The sequence below is a fragment of the Paenibacillus pedocola genome (assembly GCF_031599675.1).
In the GTDB taxonomy this organism is placed as follows: Bacteria; Bacillota; Bacilli; order Paenibacillales; family Paenibacillaceae; genus Paenibacillus_AQ; species Paenibacillus_AQ pedocola.
This window is the reverse complement of the sequence record NZ_CP134223.1, coordinates 4,376,547-4,400,156: the sequence shown is the minus strand read 5'-3', so window position 1 is coordinate 4,400,156 and position 23,610 is coordinate 4,376,547. Positions and strand designations below refer to the sequence as shown.

Annotated in this window: 24 protein-coding genes; 20 read left to right on the top strand and 4 right to left on the bottom strand. The window is 51.3% G+C overall.

Features of this window, described 5'->3' with window-relative positions; translation table 11 throughout:
• The first annotated feature begins 89 nt into the window (after positions 1–89).
• The 8 genes from QU597_RS19660 (at position 90) to QU597_RS19625 (ending at position 9,506) form a co-directional block, all read left to right on the top strand.
• The gene (locus QU597_RS19660) at positions 90–2,321 is read left to right on the top strand and encodes a stalk domain-containing protein (RefSeq protein WP_310829464.1); all 2,232 of its coding nucleotides are present in this window, start codon (positions 90–92) and stop codon (positions 2,319–2,321) included.
• Between the two features lie 205 nt (positions 2,322–2,526).
• Positions 2,527–2,988 carry a Fur family transcriptional regulator gene (locus QU597_RS19655; protein ID WP_206105226.1) on the top strand — a complete coding sequence of 154 codons (462 nt, stop codon included), beginning with the start codon at positions 2,527–2,529 and terminating at the stop codon, positions 2,986–2,988.
• A gap of 1 nt (position 2,989) precedes the next feature.
• Positions 2,990–3,253 carry a membrane protein insertion efficiency factor YidD gene (gene yidD / locus QU597_RS19650; protein ID WP_206105225.1) on the top strand — a complete coding sequence of 88 codons (264 nt, stop codon included), beginning with the start codon at positions 2,990–2,992 and terminating at the stop codon, positions 3,251–3,253.
• Positions 3,254–3,623: 370 nt separating this feature from the next.
• Positions 3,624–5,648, top strand: coding sequence for a methionine--tRNA ligase (gene metG / locus QU597_RS19645; protein WP_310829463.1), 2,025 nt, complete (start codon positions 3,624–3,626; stop codon positions 5,646–5,648).
• Between the two features lie 161 nt (positions 5,649–5,809).
• The gene (locus tag QU597_RS19640) at positions 5,810–6,793 is read left to right on the top strand and encodes a metal ABC transporter substrate-binding protein (RefSeq protein ID WP_310829462.1); all 984 of its coding nucleotides are present in this window, start codon (positions 5,810–5,812) and stop codon (positions 6,791–6,793) included.
• Positions 6,794–6,826: 33 nt separating this feature from the next.
• Positions 6,827–7,576 carry a metal ABC transporter ATP-binding protein gene (locus QU597_RS19635; protein WP_054941513.1) on the top strand — a complete coding sequence of 250 codons (750 nt, stop codon included), beginning with the start codon at positions 6,827–6,829 and terminating at the stop codon, positions 7,574–7,576.
• Between the two features lie 346 nt (positions 7,577–7,922).
• A complete protein-coding gene (locus QU597_RS19630) occupies positions 7,923–8,726 on the top strand; it encodes a metal ABC transporter permease (RefSeq protein WP_310829461.1) in 804 nt (267 codons plus the stop codon).
• A gap of 66 nt (positions 8,727–8,792) precedes the next feature.
• Positions 8,793–9,506 carry a cytochrome c biogenesis CcdA family protein gene (locus QU597_RS19625; RefSeq protein WP_310829460.1) on the top strand — a complete coding sequence of 238 codons (714 nt, stop codon included), beginning with the start codon at positions 8,793–8,795 and terminating at the stop codon, positions 9,504–9,506.
• A gap of 75 nt (positions 9,507–9,581) precedes the next feature.
• Here QU597_RS19625 and splB read toward each other — a convergent pair whose 3' ends face one another.
• On the bottom strand, positions 9,582–10,658 hold the full coding sequence (gene splB / locus QU597_RS19620; RefSeq protein ID WP_310829459.1) for a spore photoproduct lyase: 1,077 nt from the start codon (positions 10,656–10,658) through the stop codon (positions 9,582–9,584).
• Positions 10,659–10,848: 190 nt separating this feature from the next.
• Between splB and mntR the strand changes: the two genes are divergently transcribed.
• The 3 genes from mntR (at position 10,849) to QU597_RS19605 (ending at position 14,216) form a co-directional block, all read left to right on the top strand.
• Complete coding sequence (gene mntR / locus QU597_RS19615) at positions 10,849–11,274, top strand: transcriptional regulator MntR (protein ID WP_054941509.1); 426 nt, start codon at positions 10,849–10,851, stop codon at positions 11,272–11,274.
• 249 nt (positions 11,275–11,523) lie between these two features.
• Positions 11,524–13,191: a family 10 glycosylhydrolase gene (locus QU597_RS19610; RefSeq protein WP_310829458.1), complete on the top strand. Its 1,668-nt coding sequence runs from the start codon at positions 11,524–11,526 to the stop codon at positions 13,189–13,191.
• A 92-nt stretch (positions 13,192–13,283) separates the two neighbouring features.
• Positions 13,284–14,216 carry a patatin-like phospholipase family protein gene (locus QU597_RS19605; RefSeq protein WP_310829457.1) on the top strand — a complete coding sequence of 311 codons (933 nt, stop codon included), beginning with the start codon at positions 13,284–13,286 and terminating at the stop codon, positions 14,214–14,216.
• A 120-nt stretch (positions 14,217–14,336) separates the two neighbouring features.
• Here QU597_RS19605 and QU597_RS19600 read toward each other — a convergent pair whose 3' ends face one another.
• Together QU597_RS19600 and QU597_RS19595 are read right to left on the bottom strand one after the other, a co-directional pair.
• Positions 14,337–14,675 carry a hypothetical protein gene (locus tag QU597_RS19600; protein ID WP_310829456.1) on the bottom strand — a complete coding sequence of 113 codons (339 nt, stop codon included), beginning with the start codon at positions 14,673–14,675 and terminating at the stop codon, positions 14,337–14,339.
• Positions 14,676–14,682: 7 nt separating this feature from the next.
• Positions 14,683–15,630, bottom strand: coding sequence for a DUF1385 domain-containing protein (locus tag QU597_RS19595; RefSeq protein ID WP_370656279.1), 948 nt, complete (start codon positions 15,628–15,630; stop codon positions 14,683–14,685).
• Positions 15,631–15,837: 207 nt separating this feature from the next.
• On the opposite strand from QU597_RS19595, the gene QU597_RS19590 reads away from it, so the two are divergent.
• The 4 genes from QU597_RS19590 to QU597_RS19575 all read left to right on the top strand — a co-directional run bounded on the left by QU597_RS19590 (position 15,838) and on the right by QU597_RS19575 (position 19,495).
• Positions 15,838–16,329, top strand: a complete 492-nt coding sequence (locus tag QU597_RS19590; RefSeq protein ID WP_310829454.1) for a YqhR family membrane protein — start codon at positions 15,838–15,840, stop codon at positions 16,327–16,329.
• A 74-nt stretch (positions 16,330–16,403) separates the two neighbouring features.
• Positions 16,404–17,474, top strand: a complete 1,071-nt coding sequence (locus tag QU597_RS19585; protein WP_310829453.1) for a M24 family metallopeptidase — start codon at positions 16,404–16,406, stop codon at positions 17,472–17,474.
• 40 nt (positions 17,475–17,514) lie between these two features.
• Entirely contained in the window at positions 17,515–18,072 is a 558-nt protein-coding gene (gene efp / locus QU597_RS19580; protein WP_054941504.1) for an elongation factor P, read from the top strand.
• A gap of 169 nt (positions 18,073–18,241) precedes the next feature.
• The gene (locus tag QU597_RS19575; RefSeq protein ID WP_310829452.1) at positions 18,242–19,495 is read left to right on the top strand and encodes an aspartate kinase; all 1,254 of its coding nucleotides are present in this window, start codon (positions 18,242–18,244) and stop codon (positions 19,493–19,495) included.
• Positions 19,496–19,912: 417 nt separating this feature from the next.
• Here the strand turns inward: QU597_RS19575 and QU597_RS19570 are convergent, their stop codons facing one another.
• On the bottom strand, positions 19,913–20,779 hold the full coding sequence (locus tag QU597_RS19570; protein WP_236332034.1) for a YitT family protein: 867 nt from the start codon (positions 20,777–20,779) through the stop codon (positions 19,913–19,915).
• Between the two features lie 330 nt (positions 20,780–21,109).
• Here QU597_RS19570 and QU597_RS19565 point away from each other — a divergent pair, with 330 nt between their 5' ends.
• The 5 genes from QU597_RS19565 (at position 21,110) to spoIIIAD (ending at position 23,585) form a co-directional block, all read left to right on the top strand.
• Positions 21,110–21,373: a YqhV family protein gene (locus QU597_RS19565; protein WP_423802782.1), complete on the top strand. Its 264-nt coding sequence runs from the start codon at positions 21,110–21,112 to the stop codon at positions 21,371–21,373.
• An 83-nt stretch (positions 21,374–21,456) separates the two neighbouring features.
• Positions 21,457–22,458, top strand: coding sequence for a stage III sporulation protein AA (gene spoIIIAA, locus QU597_RS19560; RefSeq protein WP_310829451.1), 1,002 nt, complete (start codon positions 21,457–21,459; stop codon positions 22,456–22,458).
• Positions 22,451–22,969 (top strand): stage III sporulation protein SpoIIIAB, encoded by a 519-nt coding sequence (spoIIIAB, locus tag QU597_RS19555; protein WP_236333210.1) that lies wholly within the window; start codon positions 22,451–22,453, stop codon positions 22,967–22,969. Before spoIIIAA ends, spoIIIAB begins: the two co-directional genes overlap by 8 nt.
• A 13-nt stretch (positions 22,970–22,982) precedes the next feature.
• Positions 22,983–23,186, top strand: a complete 204-nt coding sequence (gene spoIIIAC / locus QU597_RS19550; RefSeq protein ID WP_020426549.1) for a stage III sporulation protein AC — start codon at positions 22,983–22,985, stop codon at positions 23,184–23,186.
• Positions 23,187–23,195: 9 nt separating this feature from the next.
• Positions 23,196–23,585 carry a stage III sporulation protein AD gene (gene spoIIIAD / locus QU597_RS19545; protein ID WP_310829450.1) on the top strand — a complete coding sequence of 130 codons (390 nt, stop codon included), beginning with the start codon at positions 23,196–23,198 and terminating at the stop codon, positions 23,583–23,585.
• Positions 23,586–23,610 lie beyond the last annotated feature (25 nt).

The following is a 23,610-nucleotide window of genomic DNA, read 5'->3' as shown; positions in this document are numbered from 1 at the left end:
AGGAGGATTATGTTTTGCGGGGAATATAAGGATCAGAGAGATAAATTACTGCCTTATAAACTACAAATGGGAGCAGAAGGAGTCATACCATGAATTTGAAAAAACTAACATTAGTCGCTGCATTGGTTGTATCGCAAGCTGCAGCAGCCGTTCCGGCGTTTGCCGTACCGGTCAGTACCGCAGGGGTATCCAGCACTGTTTACGCAGCAGAAGCTGCTAAGGTGTCTGAGGTAACGCTTCAGCCGGAGGCTACCGATCCGCTGCCAAGTGAAGTTCCAGCCGGAACGGTTACATCAACAGCAACCCCGAATCCTACGGCAACAACAACCCCGGCAACAACCCCGGCAGTGACCCCGGTTCCGTCGGAAACTGCAGTTCCTGCTGCGACTGAAGGTATTAATGCCCAGCCAGTAAACACGGTGACAGCCGTTTATGCAGCAACCTCCAATCAGCTCATACTAATGATGAACAGCAATAAAATGTACAAGAACGGCACACCGTATCTGGCTAATCAGCCGATGGCCGTCAAATACGGAGTATCCTACGTCTCCATTCGCGCTATGGTGGAGATGGTGGGCGTGAGTTACACCTATGATTACAAAACTAAAGAAGTCATTGTTACCAAAGGCACCAGTGTGATGCGTTTCAAAACAGACAGCAAAATTTATACCGTAAACGGCAGTAAAGTGACGATGAAAGGTCCGGCTTACCAATATAAAGGAACATTTATGGTTCCTCTGACCTCCATTACCTACGCGCTCGGAATTCCGTATACGGTTGATAACATAGGGAAGCGTGTCATTCTGACACTGAACACTAAGCCGACAGCTACTTTTAGCGTTCAACCGACGGAAATTTATGCCGGCCAGACCTATATTACTTATAAAACCACTAGTTCTTCTCCAAATGGAACACCCATTGTTGAGGAAATCTGGAGCGGTAATAAGCAGGATATGTATGATCAGCCCGGGTATTATACAGTGACTTATTCTGTCCGGGATGCAAACGGGGTGTTAAGTGACCCTTATTCTGTGACGATTAATGTGCTGCAGCCTAACCAGCCGCCGGTCGCTAATTTCACAACCAACAAAGAAGAGTACAAGATGGGTGAGCCGGTAACCCTTACTGATCTAAGCTATGATCCGGAAAATGAAGCACTGACTGCCGAGTGGACGAACCGCGCTTTGGCATTCTTTAATCCAGGTCCGGTGTCGATTCAATTGAAAGTAACGGATAAGCACGGTCTGAGCAGTACTTTTGAGAAAACCATTAATATTACCAGCGAACAGCTGTATACCCAGGATGAAGTAGCGAAGCTGTTCACTCTGCCGGGAGACATTATTTCTATGGACGGCGGAATGATTCCTGGATTGACTAATGTGAATAATACCACTTCATCCGAGGATTACTTACTGATCCGCAGCAACAGTCCAGAGACAGTTAATACGGAAGGAATATTGTACCGTGAAACTGCGGTCGGCAAGACACGCTTCCTTGTTCATCACATGAACAATATGTCTACAAGACAGAAGCTGTATGTTATCGCAACCAACAATAATCTGTATCCGACGACCATTACAACGCAATATTCAGGGATTGCCGGTCCGGTTACTTCCCCGGAATATACCGGTAAAATCTCGATCCTGAAGTATTACACATCTATGCTGACTAATGAAAAATACAGCTCCGTGACGCTGCAGCCAGGCCAGAGCATGCCAATCCTGACGGATATTAATAAAGTGTCCATGAAGCCGGGTGAAGTACTGTCTCTTAGTGCCGATCTGTTCAGTGATCTCACGGTTCAATACAATGTGGTGATGGTCGAAGAAAGTAAGGATCCAGTGGCTCTGCTGCCAACACTGCCGATTCTGGACCGTGACGGCGTACACAACCGCGGAACCTATCCGAATTCCACACGGATCATTAATGTGAGCGATGTGGTCGGAGCTACACAAGCTAAGCTGGTGCTTGGTGATAACAAGAACGACTTGAATCTGATTGGTATGGACCCTATGACCGGAACCACAGCGTCCAATGCCGGAAACTTCGGTGTGCTGTACAAAATCAGACTCGAACGCGTCGCACCAAACACCCTGATTACGTTTAACCCGCGCGGAGGCAATTATCTTGGCTCATTGATGGTGAATAATACCATTGTCAACCTGCCGAATAAAGGCAACCTGTCCAGCTCGGATATGAATGCTGTAGTCTACCGCTCCGGCAATTATGAAGGCCCGGTAGATATCGTATTCTCCGTGGCTTCCGGAAGCAATCTCCCGGTTAACTTTGTCTTCACGCCGCTTCCTGCATTGAAGCAATAAGAGATTCATCGAGTATGTGTAATTCAAACCGGCTAAGGCTCCTTGTGGAGCTTTGGCCGGTTTTTGTATATCTGCAGGATAGGGATGTCCTTTAATTACTCTTTACGGGCGAAATCCACGGCGGCACTTCATTGACGGGGCATTTGTTTTGGGGCATTATAAAGAGAGTGCAACACCAATGACTTATGTTATGGGAGATGAGCGAATGCTGTCGACAGAACAAATACTGGAAGCAATGTCGGGGCAGGGTCTGCGAATCACCGATCAGCGCAAAACGCTTGCCAAGTTATTCGGCGAGAATACGGGATATTTGTCGGCGAAGGATGTTTATGATCATATGGGGCGCAAGTACAGCGGACTCAGCTTCGATACGGTCTACCGCAACCTGCGTGTGATGGAGGAGCTCGGCGTACTGGAGCAGGTGGTATTTGAAGAAGGCGTCAAATTCAAAGCCAGCTGCAGTCAGGACCACCATCATCATCATATGATATGCCTTCAGTGTATGAAGACTTACCCGATCCATTTCTGCCCGATGAATTTAACGGATACCCCGGATCAGTTCCGGGTAGTCAAGCATAAATTTGAGGTGTTCGGTTACTGCAAGGAATGTGAAAGCAGCCGTGAAGAAGACTCAGCCGTAGCGGCTCACGGCAAAGAAGGCCGCTGATATGGCTAGCCTGCGCAGAACAGTTCAAGCTCCTATCCGGGTATACCGCAAGTTCATCTCACCGCTGAAGCCTGCGACCTGCCGGTTCTATCCGACATGCTCCGCATACGCGCTGGAGGCGATTGAGGTGCACGGCCCGGTGAAGGGCTCATGGCTCGCCGCAAAGCGGATTGCCAGATGCCATCCCTTCCATCCCGGAGGGCTGGACCCGGTGCCGCCGCGGGAAGATCAGCCGCCAGGTGAGAGCTCTGCCCGCACGACTTGACAGGGCGGGTTATTTTTGGGTATATTTTGGAGAATAACAAGAATTCCAAGGAACGGATGAGTAGATCGGGTTGGCCATTACAGAGAGCCGGGAGTGCTGGGAACCGGTATGGTACACAGATTGAATATGGTCCGGGAGGAACTGTGTTCGAGCAGGAGCGGATAATACACCGGCTCTGGTAAGATAACAGCGTGATCCAGCGTTAATGGACAGTTCCCTTCAGGGGAACTGGCGAAGCCTGTGCTCTGTGAAGAGCCGGGGAACTTTGGGTGGTATCGCGTGAGTATACTCTCGCCCCATATAGGGGCGGGAGTTTTTTGCGTTAATTAGTATTAAGAGATTTGTCATGACGAAAGGATGACCCATACCAATGAGCGAGAAGAAAACATTTTATTTAACGACCCCGATCTATTATCCAAGTGATAAGCTGCATATCGGGCATGCCTATTCGACGGTTGCCGGTGATGCAATGGCCCGTTACAAACGGCTGCGCGGCTATGAGGTCCGTTATTTGACCGGTACCGACGAGCATGGGCAGAAGATCGAAGAGAAGGCAGGCAAAGCCGGAAAGACGCCTCAGGAGTTTGTTGACGGGATTGTCGAGGGCATTAAGGAGCTGTGGCGCAAGCTGGATATCTCCAATGATGACTTCATCCGTACAACCGAACCCCGCCATAAAAAAGTGGTGGCCGATATCTTTGACCGCCTGCTGAAGCAGGGAGATATCTATAAAGGTGAGTACGAGGGCTGGTACTGTATTTCGGACGAGACGTTCTATACCGAGACTCAGCTTGTGGATATCGAACGTGATGCGGACGGCAATATTACCGGAGGCAAAAGCCCGGACAGCGGCCATCCCGTGGAGCTGGTCAAGGAAGAAAGCTATTTCTTCCGGATGAGCAAATATGCTGACCGGCTGATCCAGTTCTATGAGGAGAATCCGGAGTTTATTTTGCCGGAATCACGCAAGAACGAAATGATCAACAACTTCATCAAGCCGGGCCTTGAGGATCTTGCGGTTTCGCGTACAACGTTTGACTGGGGCGTAAAGGTTAAAGGCGATGACAAGCATGTGGTCTATGTATGGATTGATGCGCTCACCAACTATATTACAGCCCTTGGCTATGGTTCCGAGGACCGCACCCTGTATGACAAGTTCTGGCCTGCGGATGTGCATATCGTCGGCAAAGAAATTGTACGTTTCCATACCATCTACTGGCCGATTATTCTTATGGCGCTGGGCGAGCCCCTGCCGAAGAAGGTTTTCGCCCACGGCTGGCTGCTGATGAAGGACGGCAAAATGTCCAAATCGAAGGGCAATGTCGTTGACCCGGTTACGCTGATTGACCGCTATGGTCTGGATGCGCTGCGTTACTACCTGCTGCGTGAGGTTCCGTTCGGTTCGGACGGCACGTTTACACCGGAGAGCTTCGTCGACCGGATCAACTACGACCTCGCCAATGATCTCGGCAACCTGTTGAACCGTACCGGAGCGATGGTGGAGAAGTACTTCGGCGGCGAGCTTCCGGCTTATGCAGGTCACGTTACTGCATTTGACGGGGAGCTGGAAGCGGCAGCAAACAGCACCTATGTCAAGGTAGAAGAAGCCATGGAAAAGATGGAGTTCTCCGTGGCGCTTACCGCGATTGGAGCTTTTATCAGCCGGACGAATAAATATATCGACGAAACCCAGCCATGGGTGCTTGCCAAGGATGAGAGCAGAGCCGGCGAGCTGGGATCAGTAATGAGACATCTCGTGGAAGGACTGCGCACAGCCTCAATTCTGCTTCAGCCGTTCCTGACCGGTGCACCGGCCAAAATCTGGGAGCAGCTTGGCATCCAGCCGGGTGAACTGACTACTTGGGACAGCGGCAAGACCTTTGGCCTGATTCCGGCCGGAACGAAGCTGGCCAAGGGCGACCCGATCTTCCCGCGGCTTGACGTCGCAGTGGAAGTGGCCTACATCGCAGAGGCAATGGGTGCAGGCAAGCCGGCAGCCGCCGAGGCGGAAGCTGCACCAGCAACTGCAGCCCCGGTTGCCGCCGAAGCGGAGCAGGAGGAAGAGCACAAAGAAGAAATCGGCATCGACGATTTCGCCAAAGCCGAGCTGCGCGTGGCTCAGGTTATCGCAGCAGAGCCGGTTAAGAAGGCAGATAAGCTGCTGAAGCTGCAGCTGGATCTGGGGTACGAGCAGCGGCAGGTCGTTTCCGGGATTGCCAAGTTCTATACACCGGAAGAACTGGTAGGCCGTAAAGTCATCTGCATCGTCAACCTGAAGCCGGTGAAGCTGCGCGGCGAGCTGTCGCAAGGCATGATTCTGGCGGCCTCCAAAGGCGACCAACTGACCATCGCTACTGTTCCGGACAGCATGCCAAACGGAGCTATTGTTAAATAAGCATAAATCAATAGGAGGAAAAGAACGCCAGCATGCCGGGAACGGCTGCAGGCGTTCTTTTTCATCCTGCCGTTCGGGAAGAGTTCGGTGTTGACTTATCGTAACGATTACTATTATAATTCTCATAGTAAAATTTACGATTTAAGGAGTCGATAGTTATTATGTCTTTCAAAGGTTTGCACAGAGGACTGCTGATTGCGCTTGCCCTGCCGGTTCTGTTGATGCTCGCAGCCTGCGGCACTAAGAGCAGCGGGAGTATTGTCGAGGGTAAAGTAAACGTGGTCACAACTTTTTATCCCATATATGAATTTGCCGGTGAAATTGGCGGCGAAGATGTGAATGCAATCAATCTGCTGCCGGTTGGGGTGGAGCCCCATGACTGGACACCGCGCAGCCAGGATATTATCAATACCTCCAAGGCACAGTTATTCCTGTATAATGGAGCGGGCCTTGAGGGCTGGGTGCCGAATTTCCTGAAAAGTCTGGAAAGCGACAGTGAAACCAAGGCTGTTGAAGTCAGCCAGGGCGTGGATTATATTATGACTGACGAAGAAGATGGACATGATCACGGTGAAGCAGAAGAAGCGGAGAAGCATGCGGCGGAAGGCAGCAGTGACAGTCTGCATACGGATCCCCACACCTGGGTAAGTCCAAAATCGGCACTGATCATGGCGGAAAATATTAAAGAGAGCCTGATTGCGGTTGATCCAGCGCATAAAGCGGGCTATGAGGAGCGTTATAACAAGCTTGCTGAGCGTTTGCAGGCATTGGACAGCAAATTCGAGACAGAGCTTGCCAAGATGCCGAATAAAGAGATTGTCGTCTCCCATCAGGCTTTTGCGTATCTGGCACGCGACTATGGCCTGACCCAGCATGCCATTATGGGCTTATCGCCGGATTCGGAGCCGCGCGGTCAGGATCTGGTGAACCTGGCTGCACTCGTGAAAGAGGAAGGCATCAAGTATATCTTTTTCGAAGAATTAGTCTCCGATAAGCTGGCCAAAACACTGGCAGGTGAAGCGGGTGTGGAGACGATGGTACTGAATCCGGTGGAGGGACTGACTGAGGCTCAGGAGAAGAACGGGGATAATTATTTCACTTTGATGGAGAAAAATTTGCAAAATCTGATTCTGGCTTTACAATAAAAAGGAAAGTATAAAGGAAAGGCGGTACAACTCATGCAATCGGTATCCCTGGACTGCCATCAGCATATGATTGAAATACAGGATTTGTCCTTCTCCTACGGGGAGCAGAAGGTGATTTCCGGTCTGAATTACACGGTGAAGGAACGAGATTTTCTAGGCATTATCGGTTCAAATGGAGCCGGCAAAACCACATTGATGAAAATGATCGTCGGCCTGCTGCCCCCAACCGGTGGTGACATCAAGTTGTTCGGCCAGTCGGTGCGGAAATTTAAGGATTGGGAACGGATCGGCTATGTTCCGCAGAAAAATGCTTTTAATCCGCTGTTCCCGGCCACGGTCCGTGAAGTCGTGTTGTCCGGGCTGTACAATAACAAAAATCTGATCCGCCGGGTATCCAAGGCTCAGCACCGCCAGTGCGAGGACGCGCTGGAAGTCATGCGGATTCAGGATATCGCCGAGAAAAGAGTAGGCCAGCTGTCCGGCGGCCAGCAGCAGCGTGTATTCCTGGCCCGTGCGCTGATCAACCATCCGGATCTGCTCATTTTGGACGAGCCAACGGTGGGGATTGACGCGGAGACGCAGGCGGGATTTTTTGATCTTATCTTCCATATGCATGCCCACCACCACATGACCTTCCTGATGGTATCGCATGACATTGACATGATCAAAAGCTATCTGGGTAACGAGCCGGTGCAGAGTAACGGCAAAATCAACTTCTACTGCCGCCACTCCCACGAGGCCCAGGATTGCGTGGTAGAGAATCTGCAGCATACGCTGACGTGAAGCGAGAGGGATCTGGGGTCTGAGGGATAGGCACTAGTACTAAACTAAAAGTTATAGTATTAGCTGTGTACGAATTGCACTTTATACACTTATTGCTCGTCGCTCTCTATTCTTTACCCAGAAACTAAACAAATCCAAAGTAAAGCGTGTCCCGCAAGGGACGAAAGCGATCCTTCCTCATCCTATCTAGATAGCTTGAGCCTAACCTCATACGCCAGTTGCACTTAGCGGGTGTCCAGAGGGCAGAGCCCTTGGGGCCCTCCCTTGGAAGGGAGGGTTTGGGAGGGATCGAAATTTTTTATACAAAAATCTTAAAATGCAATTGAATTTCAGAGGAGATATCATCTTGGAAATCCTATTCAGTGACTTTTTTCAGCGGGCGCTTGCGGGCGGGCTGATGATCGGTATTACGGCGCCGCTTATAGGCGTTTTTCTTGTCTTAAGACGTTTATCCATGATCGGTGATACGCTGGCGCATGTAACCATTGCCGGGGTGGCGCTGGGCTTTTTGACCGGATTTTATCCGCTTGGAGCAGGTCTGATCTTTGCAGTGGTGGCTTCTTTTGCCATTGAAAAGCTGCGGAAAGCTTACAAAAGCTACGCCGAACTGTCGATCGCTATTATTATGTCTGGCGGTGTGGCGCTTGCCTCGCTGTTCTTTACCTTGGGCAAAGGGTATAATGCGGATGTAATGAGCTATCTGTTCGGAAGTATCTACACGCTCGACAATACGGATCTGGTTGTAGTGGGGATAGTGACTATTGCAGTGGTTGTTGTCGTTACACTGTTCTTCAAAGAATTTTTCCTGCTCAGCTTTGAGGAGGATGCGGCAAGTGTCAGCGGACTGCCTGTAAAGCTGCTCAATATGCTGATTACAGTACTGACGGCGCTGGTCATCAGCACTGCAATCAAAATTGTCGGTTCCCTGCTCGTGTCTGCGCTGCTGACCATTCCGGTGGCGATCAGCCTGCTGTTGTCACGCAGCTTTAAGTCATCGGTGGTGCTATCTGTGATTATCGCGGAAATCGCCGTTGTCGGCGGTCTGGTTGTGGCCGGAGTATGGAATCTCGCACCCGGAGCGACAATCGTCCTCCTGCTTATCGCAATGCTCACCCTGACCCTGATCGGTAAAAAGGGGCTGCCTGCCTAATCTCTCAAGCACCTGCGGAATTGCAATACATAAAGTGACCCCGAATCCGAAAGGAGAGCTGCCGCTTTGTCCAATCTGAATGCAGGAATCGCTTTTGCCGCCGGAGTGGCGTCGTTTATCTCCCCTTGCTGCCTGCCGCTCTATCCTTCGTATTTATCGTATATTACCGGACTGTCGGTCCAGCAGCTAAAAAACGGAAGCGACAGCAAAGAGGTCCGTTTCCGGACCCTTTCGCATACGCTGGCCTTTATTTTGGGTTTTTCGGCAGTGTTCTATACGCTCGGCTTCGGTGCCGGGCTGTTCGGGCAATTTTTCAACGGCCAGCGGGATTTGATCCGCCAGCTGTCGGCGATTCTGATCATCGTCATGGGCCTGTTCCTGCTCGGTATATTCCAGCCGCAGTTTCTGCTGCGCGAGCGTAAGCTGGATCTGAAATGGAAGCCGGCAGGGTATGCCGGGTCCTTCATATTCGGCATCGGCTTCTCTGCAGGCTGGTCACCGTGTATCGGGCCGATTCTGACAGCGATCATCGCGCTCTCGGCCAGTGATCCAACCACATGGTTTGCCATGATCACAGCTTACAGCATCGGGTTCGCGCTGCCGTTTTTTGCACTGGCCTTTTTCATTGGGAGTGCCCGGCGCATTCTAAAATATTCTAATGCCTTGATGAAGGTTGGCGGTGCGCTGATGATCTTTATGGGCTTATTGCTATTCACGGACCAAATGTTCCGGATTACGATCTGGCTGCAGGGAGTAACGCCGGACTGGCTGATTTTTTAGCAGCAAGGTGCAGTAGGGTCCCCGCAAAGTATTCGGAACCTACTTACTGTGTCGCTTCACTATGTGGGGTGGGTTTTAGGTGAAATAATCAATGCCCGCTTCCGGGAAATGTTCAAAGATCCGCTCTGTGATAAATTCACGCAGGGCGGTTTGCTGTTCGTCCGGATAGACATATTTATTCTGTCCCCAGCGGCCCCATTTCTTTTTGCGCTTCTCGATGTCCATCTCGAGCTTGGATTTCGGATAACGTTTCTCGATGACGGCTTTGGCGGTCTTGGTGAACCGGTGCTGAATCATCTCAAAGGTCAGGCCTTTACCGGCGTCCGGCGGCAATGTCTCTGCCAGCTTGGACAGCAGCTCCCCATAGCCCTCCTCCCAGCCGTCATGCCAGATAATCGGCGCGATAATGAAGCCGAGCGGGTAACCGGCACGGGCAACCTTTCCGGCAGCCTCAATCCGTTCCTCGAAGCGGGAAGTGGCAGGTTCAAAGTTTTTGATTACGTAATCAGCATTGATGCTGAAGCGGATCCGCGTATGACCATTATGATTAAGCTTCAGCAGCGGATCTACATGCTGGTATTTGGTAACAAACCGCAGCCGGCCTAGTGGCTCAGCAGCCATGAAAGTGATCAGCTCGGCCAGTGAACCGGTAATATGCTCAAGCCCCAGGGGATCAGAGGTACATGCGGCTTCAAAAGTTGTGATTTCGGGAGCACGCTCATCAATATATTTTTTGGCTGCGTCCAGGATATCACCTGTATTTACATATACTCTTATATAAGGCTTCGCGCCAAGCGTGGTCTGCAGGTAACAATAATGGCAGTGGCCCATGCAGCCGGTGGCAATGGGTATCGCGTAATCGGCTGAAGGCTTAGACTGGTCAAAAGCCAGTGTTTTTCGAAGACCGACCACAAGGGTCCGTTTGGCGATTTTATACTGCTCCACCTCGGTTTCGCCGGGCAGATTCGTAATCCGGTTATGCGAGGTGGTCATCCGGAAGGGGATGTTACGGGCTTTGACCCATTCCATGATCTGCTCCCCTTTGGGGTAATTCAGCGCATCCGGCTCAAAAAAAACAAGCTCAGGGATGAACAAACCGGTGGGCTTCCTTTGTTTTTTTACGGCAGGGCGTTCAGGTGCTGCGATCGTCATGTATTCACGCTCCTTTGGATGGTCATACCGATATTGTGCCTTTCTCCGGGCCGCTGAAATCATGGTAAACATCGCTAACGGTGGCGTTTCAGCACCGGAGGACTTGCCAAGGAGCGGCAGAAACATGTATCATTGTTAGAGCAAGGTTGGCCCCCGTGCCACGCTCATTATAGAAAAGAGGTAAACTTGAATGCCAACACCCAGCATGGAGGATTATTTGGAGCGCATATACAAGCTCATCGACGAGAAGGGTTATGCGCGGGTCTCGGATATTGCCGAGGGATTGGAAGTACACCCCTCATCTGTGACCAAGATGATCCAAAAACTGGATAAGGACGAATATCTCATCTATGAGAAATATCGTGGGCTTGTCCTAACGAGCAAAGGTAAAAAAGTGGGAAAACGGCTTGTTGACCGGCATCAGCTGCTGGAGGAGTTTCTTGGCCTGATCGGAGTGCAGCAGGAGCATATTTATAAGGATGTCGAAGGCATTGAGCATCATTTGAGCTGGGATTCCATTACGCGGATTGAAACGCTGGTGGAGTATTTCCGCCGCGATGAAGAACGCGTGAAGACCTTATATGATATCCACCATGAACTGGTCAGCGATTCATAAAGAAGACTGTTTCTGTATCGTTTACCGCAACCTTTCCAGTTTTTTTACGTCAAAACGGATAACGTCCTTTAATGAAGTATAAGAAAGTATAGACTTTCCGTTATACTTTTTCTTGTATTTCCGCAGAAAGACAGTTTCTGCCTGACTCCGTTTTTAAAGAAACGGCCGTCTCCCTTATTCAAGGACGAGAAGGCCGTTTCTTTTTTTTTGTTAAAAGCAATATTAATTTTTTTACAACCGGGAGGAATTATGAATTACCGTAAATGGATTATGGGAGTATTGGTGTTGATGTTATGCCTGCCGGTGTGGTCAACAGGCGCACGGGCGGCGGCAGCGGTTCAGATTACAATTGAACTGGACGGGGAGACGCTGAGCAGTGACGTGCCGCCATACATTACAGCCTCTAACGTAACGATGGTGCCGGTCGGCGTTGTCAGTAAAGGGTTAGGTGCGGCTGTCGAATGGAATCAGAGCAGTAAGACGGCAACAATCAGCAAGGAGGATACCGTGCTCAAGCTGACCAGCGGCAAGAAGACAGCTTTGGTTAATGATGCTTCTATCGGCCTCGATACCTCCGTGCAGATCAAACAGGGGCGGGTGATGGTGCCGCTGCGGTTTGTTAGCGAACAGCTGGGGCTGCAGGTGGTGTGGAATCAGGCGGCCAAGCATATCGCACTATATTCAAATGCCGAGATCAATAATCCGGCGGCTCCAACGGTTCCGGCTGTACCAACGGTACCCGCACCGACAGTACCTGCGCCAACAGTGCCGTCCGTGCCGTCCATCCCGGGTGTCAAGACGGGGAAGGAGATGAAGGGGGCATGGGTCTCCACTGTATTCAATCTGGACTGGCCGTCGGCAGCCTCGGCGAATAATGCTGCGAAGCAGAAGCAGGAATTCGATACGCTCCTGGACAAGCTCAAGGCGACCGGGTTCAATGCTGTTTTTGTACAGGTCCGCCCCTCGGGGGACAGCCTCTACGCCTCGCAGCTGGTTCCCTGGTCCAAGGTGCTGACAGGTACGCAGGGAAAGGCCCCTGGTTATGATCCGCTGGAATACATGGTCAGCGCGGCGCATCAGCGGGGCATGCAGATTCATGCCTGGTTCAACCCGTTCAGGGCAACTACGGACACCGGTGCAGCAACACTTGCCGGGCTGGCTGCGAATCATGTGACTAAGCTTCATCCGGAATGGATCGTTCAGGCAGACAGCAAGCTGTACATAAATCCCGGCATTCCGGAAGCGCGCCAGCACATTATAGATACCGTGATGGAGGTTGTACGCGGTTACGACATCGATGGTATACATTTAGATGACTATTTCTACCCTTCCGGCGTTACCTTTGCTGATGATGATGCTTTTAACGCGTATAATTCAAAAGCCATTGTGAGCAAGGCAGATTGGCGGCGGGACAATATTAACGAATTTATCCGCCAGCTGGGCCAGGAGATTCACACCGCAAAGCCTGCGCTCTCCTATGGGGTCAGTCCGTTCGGTGTCTGGCGCAATAAGAAAGCTGACAGTTCTGGATCGGATACCGCTGCGGGCGTTTCCGCTTACGACAACATGTATGCGGATACCCGCACCTGGATTCAGAACGGCTGGATAGACTATATTGCTCCGCAAATATACTGGAGCCTATCCTTCACGGCCGCCCGATACGACAAGCTGGTGGACTGGTGGGTGAATGAGGTTAAGGGAACAGGTGTTAAGCTCTACATCGGCCAGGCAACCTATAAGGTAGGCGATACCAAACAGAGTGCAGAGTGGCAGAGCGGCGAGCAGATCATCAACCAGCTGAAATATAATGAGAATTACGAGGAAGTTTCCGGTAGTATCATGTTCCGGGCTAACGATATTGTCGTCCGTGACCCGTATGGGCTATCAAGCTTATTGTCCTTTTATTTTAAATCCTAAGCGGAATTCCCTCATCCCTATTTAAAAAGTCATTAAAGCTCCCCCGTGCTCATAGATAAGCATTAGATCTATGGAACGGGGGATTGCCGTGTATGGAGATTAACGCAGTATTTGAAGGCGGAGGTGTAAAAGGCGTAGCGCTTGCCGGTGCGGTTGAGGCTACGGAACGGGCAGGGGGCATCTTCAAAAAAGTGGCCGGTACTTCCTCCGGTTCCATCATCGCGTCTCTCCTGGCCGCAGGCTATGACGGAGAGACCATGAGCCGGATTATCAGGCAGACCTCTTTTACCACTTTTTTAAAGCGGGGAATGCTGTACAATACCGCTATCGTTGGCCCTGCACTGCGTGTAATGATTAAGAAAGGGTTGTATTCCGGAGAGGCGCTGGAGGCGTGGATCCGTGGCATTTTACGGGACAAAGGCATTGTTACTTTCAGTGATCTGCCGCGCGGCAAGCTGTCCATCATTGCTTCCGATATCACGAATGGGCGAATTATTGTACTGCCCGACGATCTGGAGGACTACGGGATATCTCCGGGCGGATTTGAAGTCGCTAAGGCGGTACGGATGAGCTGCAGTATTCCGTATTTCTTCGATCCGGTGATGCTGCGTCTAAACGGGCAGGCGGCGAAGGGCAAAACCTTTATGGAACAGTTTATTTATGTAGTGGACGGCGGCCTGCTGAGTAATTTTCCGCTATGGCTGTTCGATGAGAAGGAGGGCTTTAAAAGCCCGGAGCGCAGGACTCCTACGGTCGGTTACCAGCTGATCGGGAAGGCGGAGCCGCAGGCGCACCGGATCACCGGTCCGTTCAGCATGCTGCAGGCAATGGTGGGTACGATGCTGTCTGCGCATGACGAGCGTTATATTGAGACAGAAAAGTTCGTGCGTACCGTCAAAATTCCGACCCTCGGCGTATCCACGACGCAATTCCATATCTCTCCAGAGCAGAGTGATGAGCTGTATGCAGCAGGAATGAAGGCAGGGGAAGTATTTTTCAAACATTGGCGTCCTTACAAGCCCTAACTACATCCTTTAAACCTTAAGCTACAGGCTGTAATTCCTAATAAAAAAGCATCCCGCATGATTGCTGGCGCAACATCGGGATGCTCTGATAAACTGTAAATTATACTTCAGAAACAGCGGTTAATGATATTTGGGAAGATGTTCATCATTCTTTCCCTTGCTGCCTTCAATGACTTGAAACGGGTAAGTTTTGCGTTTGCCTGGAGCGGCTTGAGTCTTGCGGACCCCTGCAACTTTGGCCATGGTTTTCTGGGACGGCTTTACTTTGGGTCTTGATCTGCCCGGACCATTCGGCTTCTTCTGAGTTAACCGGTACGCATAGATCAGAAGGGCGCACAGCAGCAGAGTAGGAAGCAGCGTCCAAAACAGCCAGCCTAGGCCATAGTCCATAATCCCCGTAACTAATCCAAGTACTGCGAGCGAAACTGCAATCCAAAAAATCAAAGCATGCCTGATCATAGGCCACTCATCCTTTCGCAGGATCCAATATGCCGCCTGACACACTTTCCTCCGCATATCCTCTTGCTTCAATCGCGGCGTCAAGCTCCCGCATCCGGTTGAACGAAGCGATCGATACTTCCACCATATCGTCTTTAGGTTCCTTCGTTGTAAGCAGCTGGAGCCACAGTCCCGGATACCCCAAATATTTCAGGCCCGGAATATCCCGTACGGCGTTGGTTCCTTTCAGAACCTCAAACGAAACACCGATGACAACCGGCAGGAGAATAATCCGCTGAAGAATGCGCTCCGTAAGGTTGCTCCAAGGGACAACAGAGTAGATTACCACGCCGAGTATAATGGTCAGCATCATAAAGCTGCTGCCGCAGCGGTAATGCAGACGGCTGTATTTCTGTACGTTCTCTACAGTTAATTCTTCGCCGGCTTCAAAGGCGCTGATGACCTTGTGTTCGGCTCCATGATACTGGAACAGCCGCTTGATCACAGGAGTCTGCGAAATAGCTGTCAGATAGACTAACAGCAGAATTAGTTTAATGCCGCCTTCTACGAGGTTGTGCAGGATATAGTTATCAAATGCATCTTTGAAAAGGAAATTCTCCACGAAGACAGGCACCAGCGTGAAAATGAGCTTACCGAACAGAAATGACAATATCCCCATAACGGCGACGCCAAAAATCATGCCAAGGCTCCAGCCTTCTTCCTTCTTCTTAGTCTTTTCCCTCTGCTTCGCCAGCTCTTCCGGCTCTGTCTCATCCTCGGCATAGGATTCAGCCGAATAATTGAGGTGCTTGGAGCCTTTGGCGCTGGAATCTATAATACTGACAATGCCGCGAAGCAGAGGAATCCTGCGCAGTTTGATGACCCAGCTCTTATCGCTCTTCGGCACCTCCAAAAATGTGATTTCCTGATTCTTCCGCCGTACGGCTGTTACGTTGATATGCTTGCCGCCGAACATGACGCCTTCGATAACGGCTTGGCCGCCGTAACTGGGAGTTTCCTGGGACAACCAATTCACCTTCCCGCATATTAATATGATTTATATAATCCATTGTAACTAATTTATGCTTACATTGCTAGTTGGATTGCCTTTTCCTGAGCATACTAGCATATAGAGATCTGAGAAGCGTACCGCACACCATTTACCTGAAAGTGAGGCTATATAATGAATAAAGCAGTCAAGAGAGAAACTGAACATACGAATCAATTCTTTTTTGCGATTGAACTGGGGATATTTGCGGGATTGATCTGGGGAGGTATCCGCTGGCTGATGTATACACTGCATTTCACTAAGGTGATCCCGGGCTTTTTGGCGGAGCCCTTTTTTAAGCATGAGTTCTTAATCAAGCCTGCCGGGCATCTGCTCGGATATTTGTTTTATATCGCGTTTTCTGTAATTGCATCACTGATCTATGTGCTGATTTTCCGCAAGCTGAAAGGGCCTTGGCCGGGGATGATTTACGGCATGCTCTGGTGGGCGGGAATTTTCATTGCCGGCTCATGGATGTTCCTGCTGCAGCCCATGTTCAAGCTGCCCTGGAACTCTGTCGTCAGCGAGTTTTGCATCTCTTTACTCTGGGGATTATTCATCGGCTACACAGCGGCAATTGAATATACTGATGAACGAAAACGCGAACAGCGGACAAAGCTTGCCTGAACGCCCGAAAAAACTTCTCAAGGGCATGACCCTATGTTAAAATACAATGTGGCTATTTCGAGAGGAGAATGAGAATGGGCAACAAGCGCGTCTCCAAGCTGCGTAAGGTTTTGCAGGAACAGGGATTGGATGCGATGTTAATTACCAGCGGCATTAACCGCCGTTATTTGAGCGGATTCACCGGCTCCTCCGGTTACGTGCTGGTCACTGGTGATGAGAGTTATCTGTTGACTGACTTCCGGTACCGGACACAGGCGGCAGAACAGGTAGCAGGGTTAAAGGTTGTTGAGCATGGTCCAAAATTCATTGACACTGTGCGTGAATTGCTTCCGCAGGGCGGCTCGGTCCGAGTCGGCTTTGAACAGGATGACGTTACCTTCAGCGCATATACGGCTTATGCTGCAGCGCTGCAGCCTGCAGTCCTGGTTCCGGTATCTAAGTCTGTAGAGAATCTGCGCATGTTCAAGGACGAGGACGAGCTGGCTGTGATGCAGCGGGCGGCGGATCTGGCGGATGCGACCTTCAGTCATATTCTGAATGTGATCAAGCCCGGCATGACCGAGCGTGATGTTGATCTGGAAATGGAATTCTACATGCGCACCCACGGCGCAACCTCTTCATCGTTTGATACGATCGTCGCCTCAGGCGAACGTTCCGCCATGCCGCATGGTGTGGCCAGCAGCAAGGTGATTCAGAACAACGAATTCGTTACTTTCGATTTCGGGGCGCTGCTTGACGGCTACTGTTCGGATGTAACCCGCACTATTGCACTGGGGACTCCCGATCCGAAGCTGAAGGAAATCTATGACGTCGTGCTTGAAGCCCAGCTGCACACGCTGGCGAACATCAAGCCGGGCATGACCGGACGGGAAGCCGACGCTTTGGCGCGCGACATCATTACCCGTTACGGCTACGGAGAATACTTCGGCCACAGCACCGGGCACGGTCTGGGCATGGAGGTTCATGAATGGCCGCGTTTGTCCAAGCTTGCCGATGAGATTCTGGAGCCGGGGATGGTCGTTACCGTGGAACCGGGAATCTATCTGTCAGGTCTTGGCGGCGTGCGGATTGAAGACGACATCGTGATCACGGAGAGCGGCATTACTCTGCTGACGCATTCGTCGAAGGATTATCTTGTACTGTAATTCTGCTTTATCATGTTAATTAATCCAGGAGGGATTTTTAGTGATTTCAGTTAATGATTTTAAAACAGGTTTGACCGTAGAGGTTGACGGAGATATTTTTACCGTTCTTGATTTCCAGCACGTAAAGCCGGGTAAAGGCGCGGCATTTGTCCGCTCCAAGCTCAAGAACCTGCGCAACGGCAACACTGTTGAGCGTACATTCCGTGCCGGTGAAACGATCGGCCGCGCAATTATCGAAAACCGTGGTGTGCAGTATCTGTATGCCAGCGGTGCAGAGCATGTATTCATGGACAATGAAACCTATGACCAGTTTGAGCTCAGTGCCAAGCAGCTGGAATGGGAGCTTAACTTCCTGAGAGAGAATATGACGGTTAACATCGTCAGCTACCAGGGCGAGATCCTCGGAATCAACCTGCCTACAAGTGTTGAGCTGAAGGTTACTGAAACAGAACCGGGCGTTAAGGGCAACACAGCTCAAGGCGCAACTAAGGCGGCTACGCTGGAAACCGGCCATACTGTACAGGTTCCGCTGTTCATTAATGAGGGAGATGTTCTCCTGATCGATACCCGCGAAGGTAAATACATTTCCCGCGCATAGGACAAGTACGGCATTAGCCGCAGTCCGCTTTCAAGAAGGCCTCCCCGCATAGCGGCGGAGGTTTTTTTTGTGAAACCATTAACGCTTGATATGAATTTCGTATTATACTGGGTTAAAGCGTTAAACCAAATATAAGCTTCATAGAGCGAAATAGGGAGTGAATGGGACTTTGTCACTTTATGTCATGAAATTCGGAGGCAGCTCCGTCGGCGACATTGAACGTATGAAACGGGTCGCTAAGCGCATCGCAGACAAGCAGGATGAAGGTCACCGCTGCGTTGTGGTGGTATCCGCTATGGGGGATACTACGGATGATTTGATCGATCAGGCCAAACAGCTGAATGAGCAGCCGCCTGCACGCGAAATGGATATGCTGATGACGACCGGGGAACAAATTTCAGTTGCTCTCCTGTCCATCGCGCTGCACGGGATTGGCAGGGATGCCGTCTCTTATACAGGCTGGCAGGCAGGCTTCCGCACCGATGAGACCCATGGACGGGCCCGGATCAACGAAATTGTGCCGCGGCGTGTTCTGGAGTCCCTGGAACGTGAACAGATCGTCATTGTAGCCGGATTCCAGGGGATGACGCTGGACGGCGAGATTACAACACTGGGCCGCGGAGGTTCAGATACGACAGCTGTAGCGCTGGCTGCCGCGATCAAAGCAGATGTCTGCGAGATCTATACGGATGTCGACGGAATTTATTCTACGGACCCGCGTATTGTGAAGACGGCGCGCAAGCTGAAGGAGATTTCCTATGACGAGATGCTGGAGCTGGCCAACCTGGGTGCTGCGGTACTCCATCCCCGTGCCGTTGAATATGCCAAAAGATATCAAGTAAAGCTGGTCGTCAGATCAAGCTTTAATCATAATGAAGGTACTGTTGTGAAGGAGGAAGCAAGCATGGAGCAGGGAGTTGTAGTTAGTGGTATTGCGTATGACAAGAACGTGGCGCGGATCAGTATTCTGGGAGTTCCGGATGTTCCGGGCGTACTGGCCCAGGTATTCGGCAAGCTGGCTGCTGAAGGCGTTGATGTTGATATTATCGTGCAAAGCGGTGTCCAGAACGGGAAAGCGGACTTCTCCTTTACACTCGCGCTGAGCGAGCTTGAGCGGGCCAAGGGAGTCATTGAAGGGCTGCACAGCGAATTGCCTTACCGCGAAGTGACCTCAGAGGATAATCTGGTTAAAGTTTCGATCGTCGGTGCAGGTATGGTCAGCCACCCGGGGGTTGCCGCACAGATGTTCGAAGTGATCTCCGGCGAAGGGGTCAGCATCAAGATGGTCAGTACCTCTGAAATCAAGGTGTCCTGCGTCATTGAATCAGGTAACCTGCCTACGATCATCCAGGCGCTTCACACCGCCTACAACCTGGATACAGAAGAGCAGGCCTTCGTTGGTGGTCCTAAGGACCGCCGCTAGGCCGCTGCTTATATGAAAAAAAAAGGATGTTTCTTCAGCCGTAGGGCTGGAGGGACATCCTTTTTTTGCTGTATAGGAAATATCTATGCATTTGCGGAAAGCAGGCGGGAAGGCGGAAACGGGCAACTAGCTGGAAATAGCAGGAAAAGTCCCGTTGATTTCAGCGGAAACGGGCAATTAGCCGGAAATAGTGGGAAAAGTCCCTTTGATTGCAGCGGAAACGGGCAATTAGCCGGAAATAGCGGGAAAAGTCCCGTTGATTTCAGTGGAAACGGGCAATTAGCCGGAAATAGTGGGAAAAGTCCCTTTGATTCCAGCGGAAACGGGCAACTAGCTGGAAATAGTGGGAAAAGTCCCGTTGATTTCAGCGTAGTGTTTCGGGGCATAGAGCCCGGGAGCGCGCTTTTTCAATTCCAGCTAACCCAGCCGTCTGAATCTGCCTACGATCTCCACCGTCTCCAGCACGTTGACAAAGGATTTGGGATCCGTCTCCAGAATCGTCTTCCGCAGCTCAGCCAGCTCATAGCGTGTCGTGACCGTCATCAGCATCGTGTTGCCCTCATGGCTGTATCCGCCCTCCGCATTGACAACGGTGACGCCGTGCGGAAGCAGGGTCAGGCGGTCCAGCATTTTTTCCCGTTCCTTCGTTACAATGAAGCAGGTCAATTTAATATGGCGGATATGAATCATATCCACAACTCTGCTTTTGACGAAGATACAGAGCATCGCATACAGGGCGGAGTCCCAGCTCTTGAAGAAGCCGAGGCTCAGAATAACCAGACCGTCCATTACAAACAGCACAGTCCCCATTGGAATATCGCGTTTGCGGGTAATAATTGAGCCTAAAATATCAAATCCTCCGGAAGATCCTCCCGCACGAAGCGAAAACCCTACCCCGCCGGCAATGATCACTCCGCCAAAAATACTTGCCAGAATCGGATCCTTGGTCAGCTTAATCACCGGAATTACAGTCAGGAACCAGGTGGTGGACACGACTGACAGCATGCTCAGACAAATATATTTTTTACCTACGGCCACAAAGCCCCAGATCAGAATTGGAAGATTAATTGCAAAATAATACAGTGAGATATATTTCGGATTTGTCAGATAGCCGATGATGGAAGCCGTCCCCGCCACCCCGCCGCTTAGCAGCTGATGCGGAATAAGGAACAGCCGGAGCCCGCTCGCAACCAGAAAGGCTGAAAAAATAATGATAGCTACATCTTTTACCTGCTTAGCCACAGTGCTTGATACGAGCGGTACTACGAGATTACGAACTTGCATGATAAAAAATCCCCTCTTTTAAGTTGTCTTTAATCAGATGCAGGAAAGCCCTGATGCTGAAAATATAAGGATGTCTTAGTCTAACCAACCGCATGCACTTCTATTTTCAATTAGGCTTAACTCTAAATAACAAATTTATTTTATCACACTGATGATATTTTTTTATGATTACTTTCACTATGATTTCTTTCACATTCCGCTTCCCTGCCCTGCCGATTTTCGGTTGTCTGTCTAAAGTGGGATGCTTCCGCATATCCATGGAATACAGCTTGTTTTAAAACAGCTAAAGAATAGTTCTAGCAATAGATTTGGAAAAAGGAGTGGAGCGGATTGGACAAGTATGTAAGCTGGATGGCGGTGCTTAGGCTGCTCTCCGGCAGTGTGGAAATAACGGCTGCCCTAATCATGCTGAAGCTGAATCAGGTAGATAAGGCGCTGGCGGTCAATTCCGGGCTGGCCCTGGTTGGACCGACCATACTGATTCTGACGACGGCTGTCGGCCTTTCAGGGATGGCTCAGGAGCTGTCATGGGGCAAGCTGGGCTGGATTGGCTGCGGAGTAGCCTTTCTCTTAATCGGTATTTTGAAAAAATGATAGATGATAGTCATAAAGCACAGGTACAAGCATAAATATGGAATAAAGCTATAAAAGTAGAGGACAACTTGGGGGTACTCTGTATGGCAAATGACTGGCTTTTATTGTTTCCTGAAAAAGTAAGGGTGCTGCTGAACGGACTCCCGCTCCCGCTGCTCGCGAAAGTAGAAGAAATCAGGGTGCGTGAAGGGCGTCCGCTGGAGATCAACTATTCCGGCCACTATCATTTCCTTACCGGGAGCGGCAGCCTGACGCAAAATCCTGGCGAAGCGTACAAGCCAAGCCGTGAGGACACGCACCGGCTGCTCGACCTGATCAGCAATCATTCACTGTATACGATGGAAGAAGAGCTGCGCAAGGGCTTCATCACCATTCCGGGAGGGCACCGGATCGGCCTTTCAGGCCGGACAGTGCTTAGCGGCGGCGGTGTGGAGCATCTGCGGGACATCACCGGATTCAATGTCCGGATTGCCCGCGAGATTCCGGGCATCGCCGACAGCGTGCTGCCGTACTTGCTGGAGCGGGGACGGCAGCGGATCATGCATACGCTGATCCTCTCACCGCCGCAGCACGGCAAGACTACGCTGCTCCGGGACCTTGCCAGGCAGATCTCGGCGGGGAGCCGGGAAGGCCGTGAGGGCAGCCGGGCGGGCCTGAAGGTCGGCATCGTCGATGAGCGTTCGGAGATCGCCGGCAGCCGCCGCGGCATCCCCGCCTTTGACGTCGGGCCGCGTACAGACATCCTCGACGGCTGTCCCAAAGCGGAAGGCATGATGATGATGATCCGCTCCCTCTCGCCGGATGTGCTGATTGCCGATGAGATCGGGCGGCTGGAGGATGCCGAAGCCGTCACTGAAGCGCTGCATGCCGGCATCTCGGTGGTGGCCTCGGCACACGGCAAGGAAGTGGCCGAGCTGGCCCGCCGTCCCGGCCTTGGCGGACTATTGGAGCACCGGATGTTCGAGCGGTACGTCATTCTGCACCGCACAGAGGCGGGACTTACCTTCCGCATTCTGGACGGGCAGAAGCGGGCGCTGCTGCTGATCTCGCCGGAGGAGCGGCTGGGCGGTGAGCGCCATGCTTAAGCTGCTCGGAGCTGTGCTGATCGTGCTGGCCGGCACGCTGGCCGGGTTCAAGCGGGCTGCCCAGTATGCAGACAGGCCAAGGAACATCAGAGCCCTCATCGCCGCCCTGCAGCGGCTGGAGACCGAAATCCTGTACGGGTACACCCCGCTGCCGGAGGCTCTGCACCGAATCGGGCAGCAGTCGAAAGAGCCGCTGCGGACTTTTTTTACCGCAGCGGCGGATGAGATGAGCCCGCCGCAGAACCGCAGTGCCGAGGAGGCCATTCAGCGGGCGATGGAGCTTCACTTCAAATCCGCCGCCCTGAAGGGGACGGAGAAGGAAATTATCCGGCAGCTGAGCTGCACCCTGGGCACAAGCGACAGATCGAATCAGAGCACGCATATTGCGCTGGCTCTGCAGCAATTGAAGCAGGAGGAGACAGTAGCCAGAGAAGATCAGGGCAAATATGAAAAAATGAGCAAAAGCCTGGGTCTGCTGCTTGGAGCATTGATCGTCATTTTGATCTTTTAGCGAGGTGCCAGGAATGAATATTGAAGTCAACGCGATCTTTCAAATCGCCGGCATCGGCATCATCATCGCCATGATTCACACGGTGCTTAAGCAGATGGGGAAAGAGGATATCGCCCACTGGGTGACCATTGTCGGATTTATCATCGTGCTGTTTATGGTGATCCGCATGCTGGACGGACTGCTTCAGGAAATTAAAACGATTTTTCTTTTTCAATAGGCAGGCGATATGGAAATTATTCAAGTAGTGGGAATAGGACTCTTGTCGACGGTGCTGATCCTTGTGCTGAAGGAACAAAAGCCGATGTTCGCCTTTCTGCTGACTACGGCGGCAGGCATACTGATTTTCCTGTTCCTGATCGGCAAGATCGGCACGATTCTGGGGACGCTGGAGCGGGTGGCGGAGTCCTCGGGAATGGAAATGATCTACATCAAAACCGTGTTCAAAATTATCGGAATTTCCTATATCGCGGAGTTCGGGGCGCAGATTGTGCGTGATGCCGGGCAGGAATCGATCGCCTCCAAAATTGAGCTGGCCGGCAAGGTCCTGATCATGGTACTGGCGGTGCCGATCATCAGCATTATTATCGAATCGGTAATGAAGCTCCTGCCCGCCTGAACCGTGCTGAAGCCCAGAATAAACC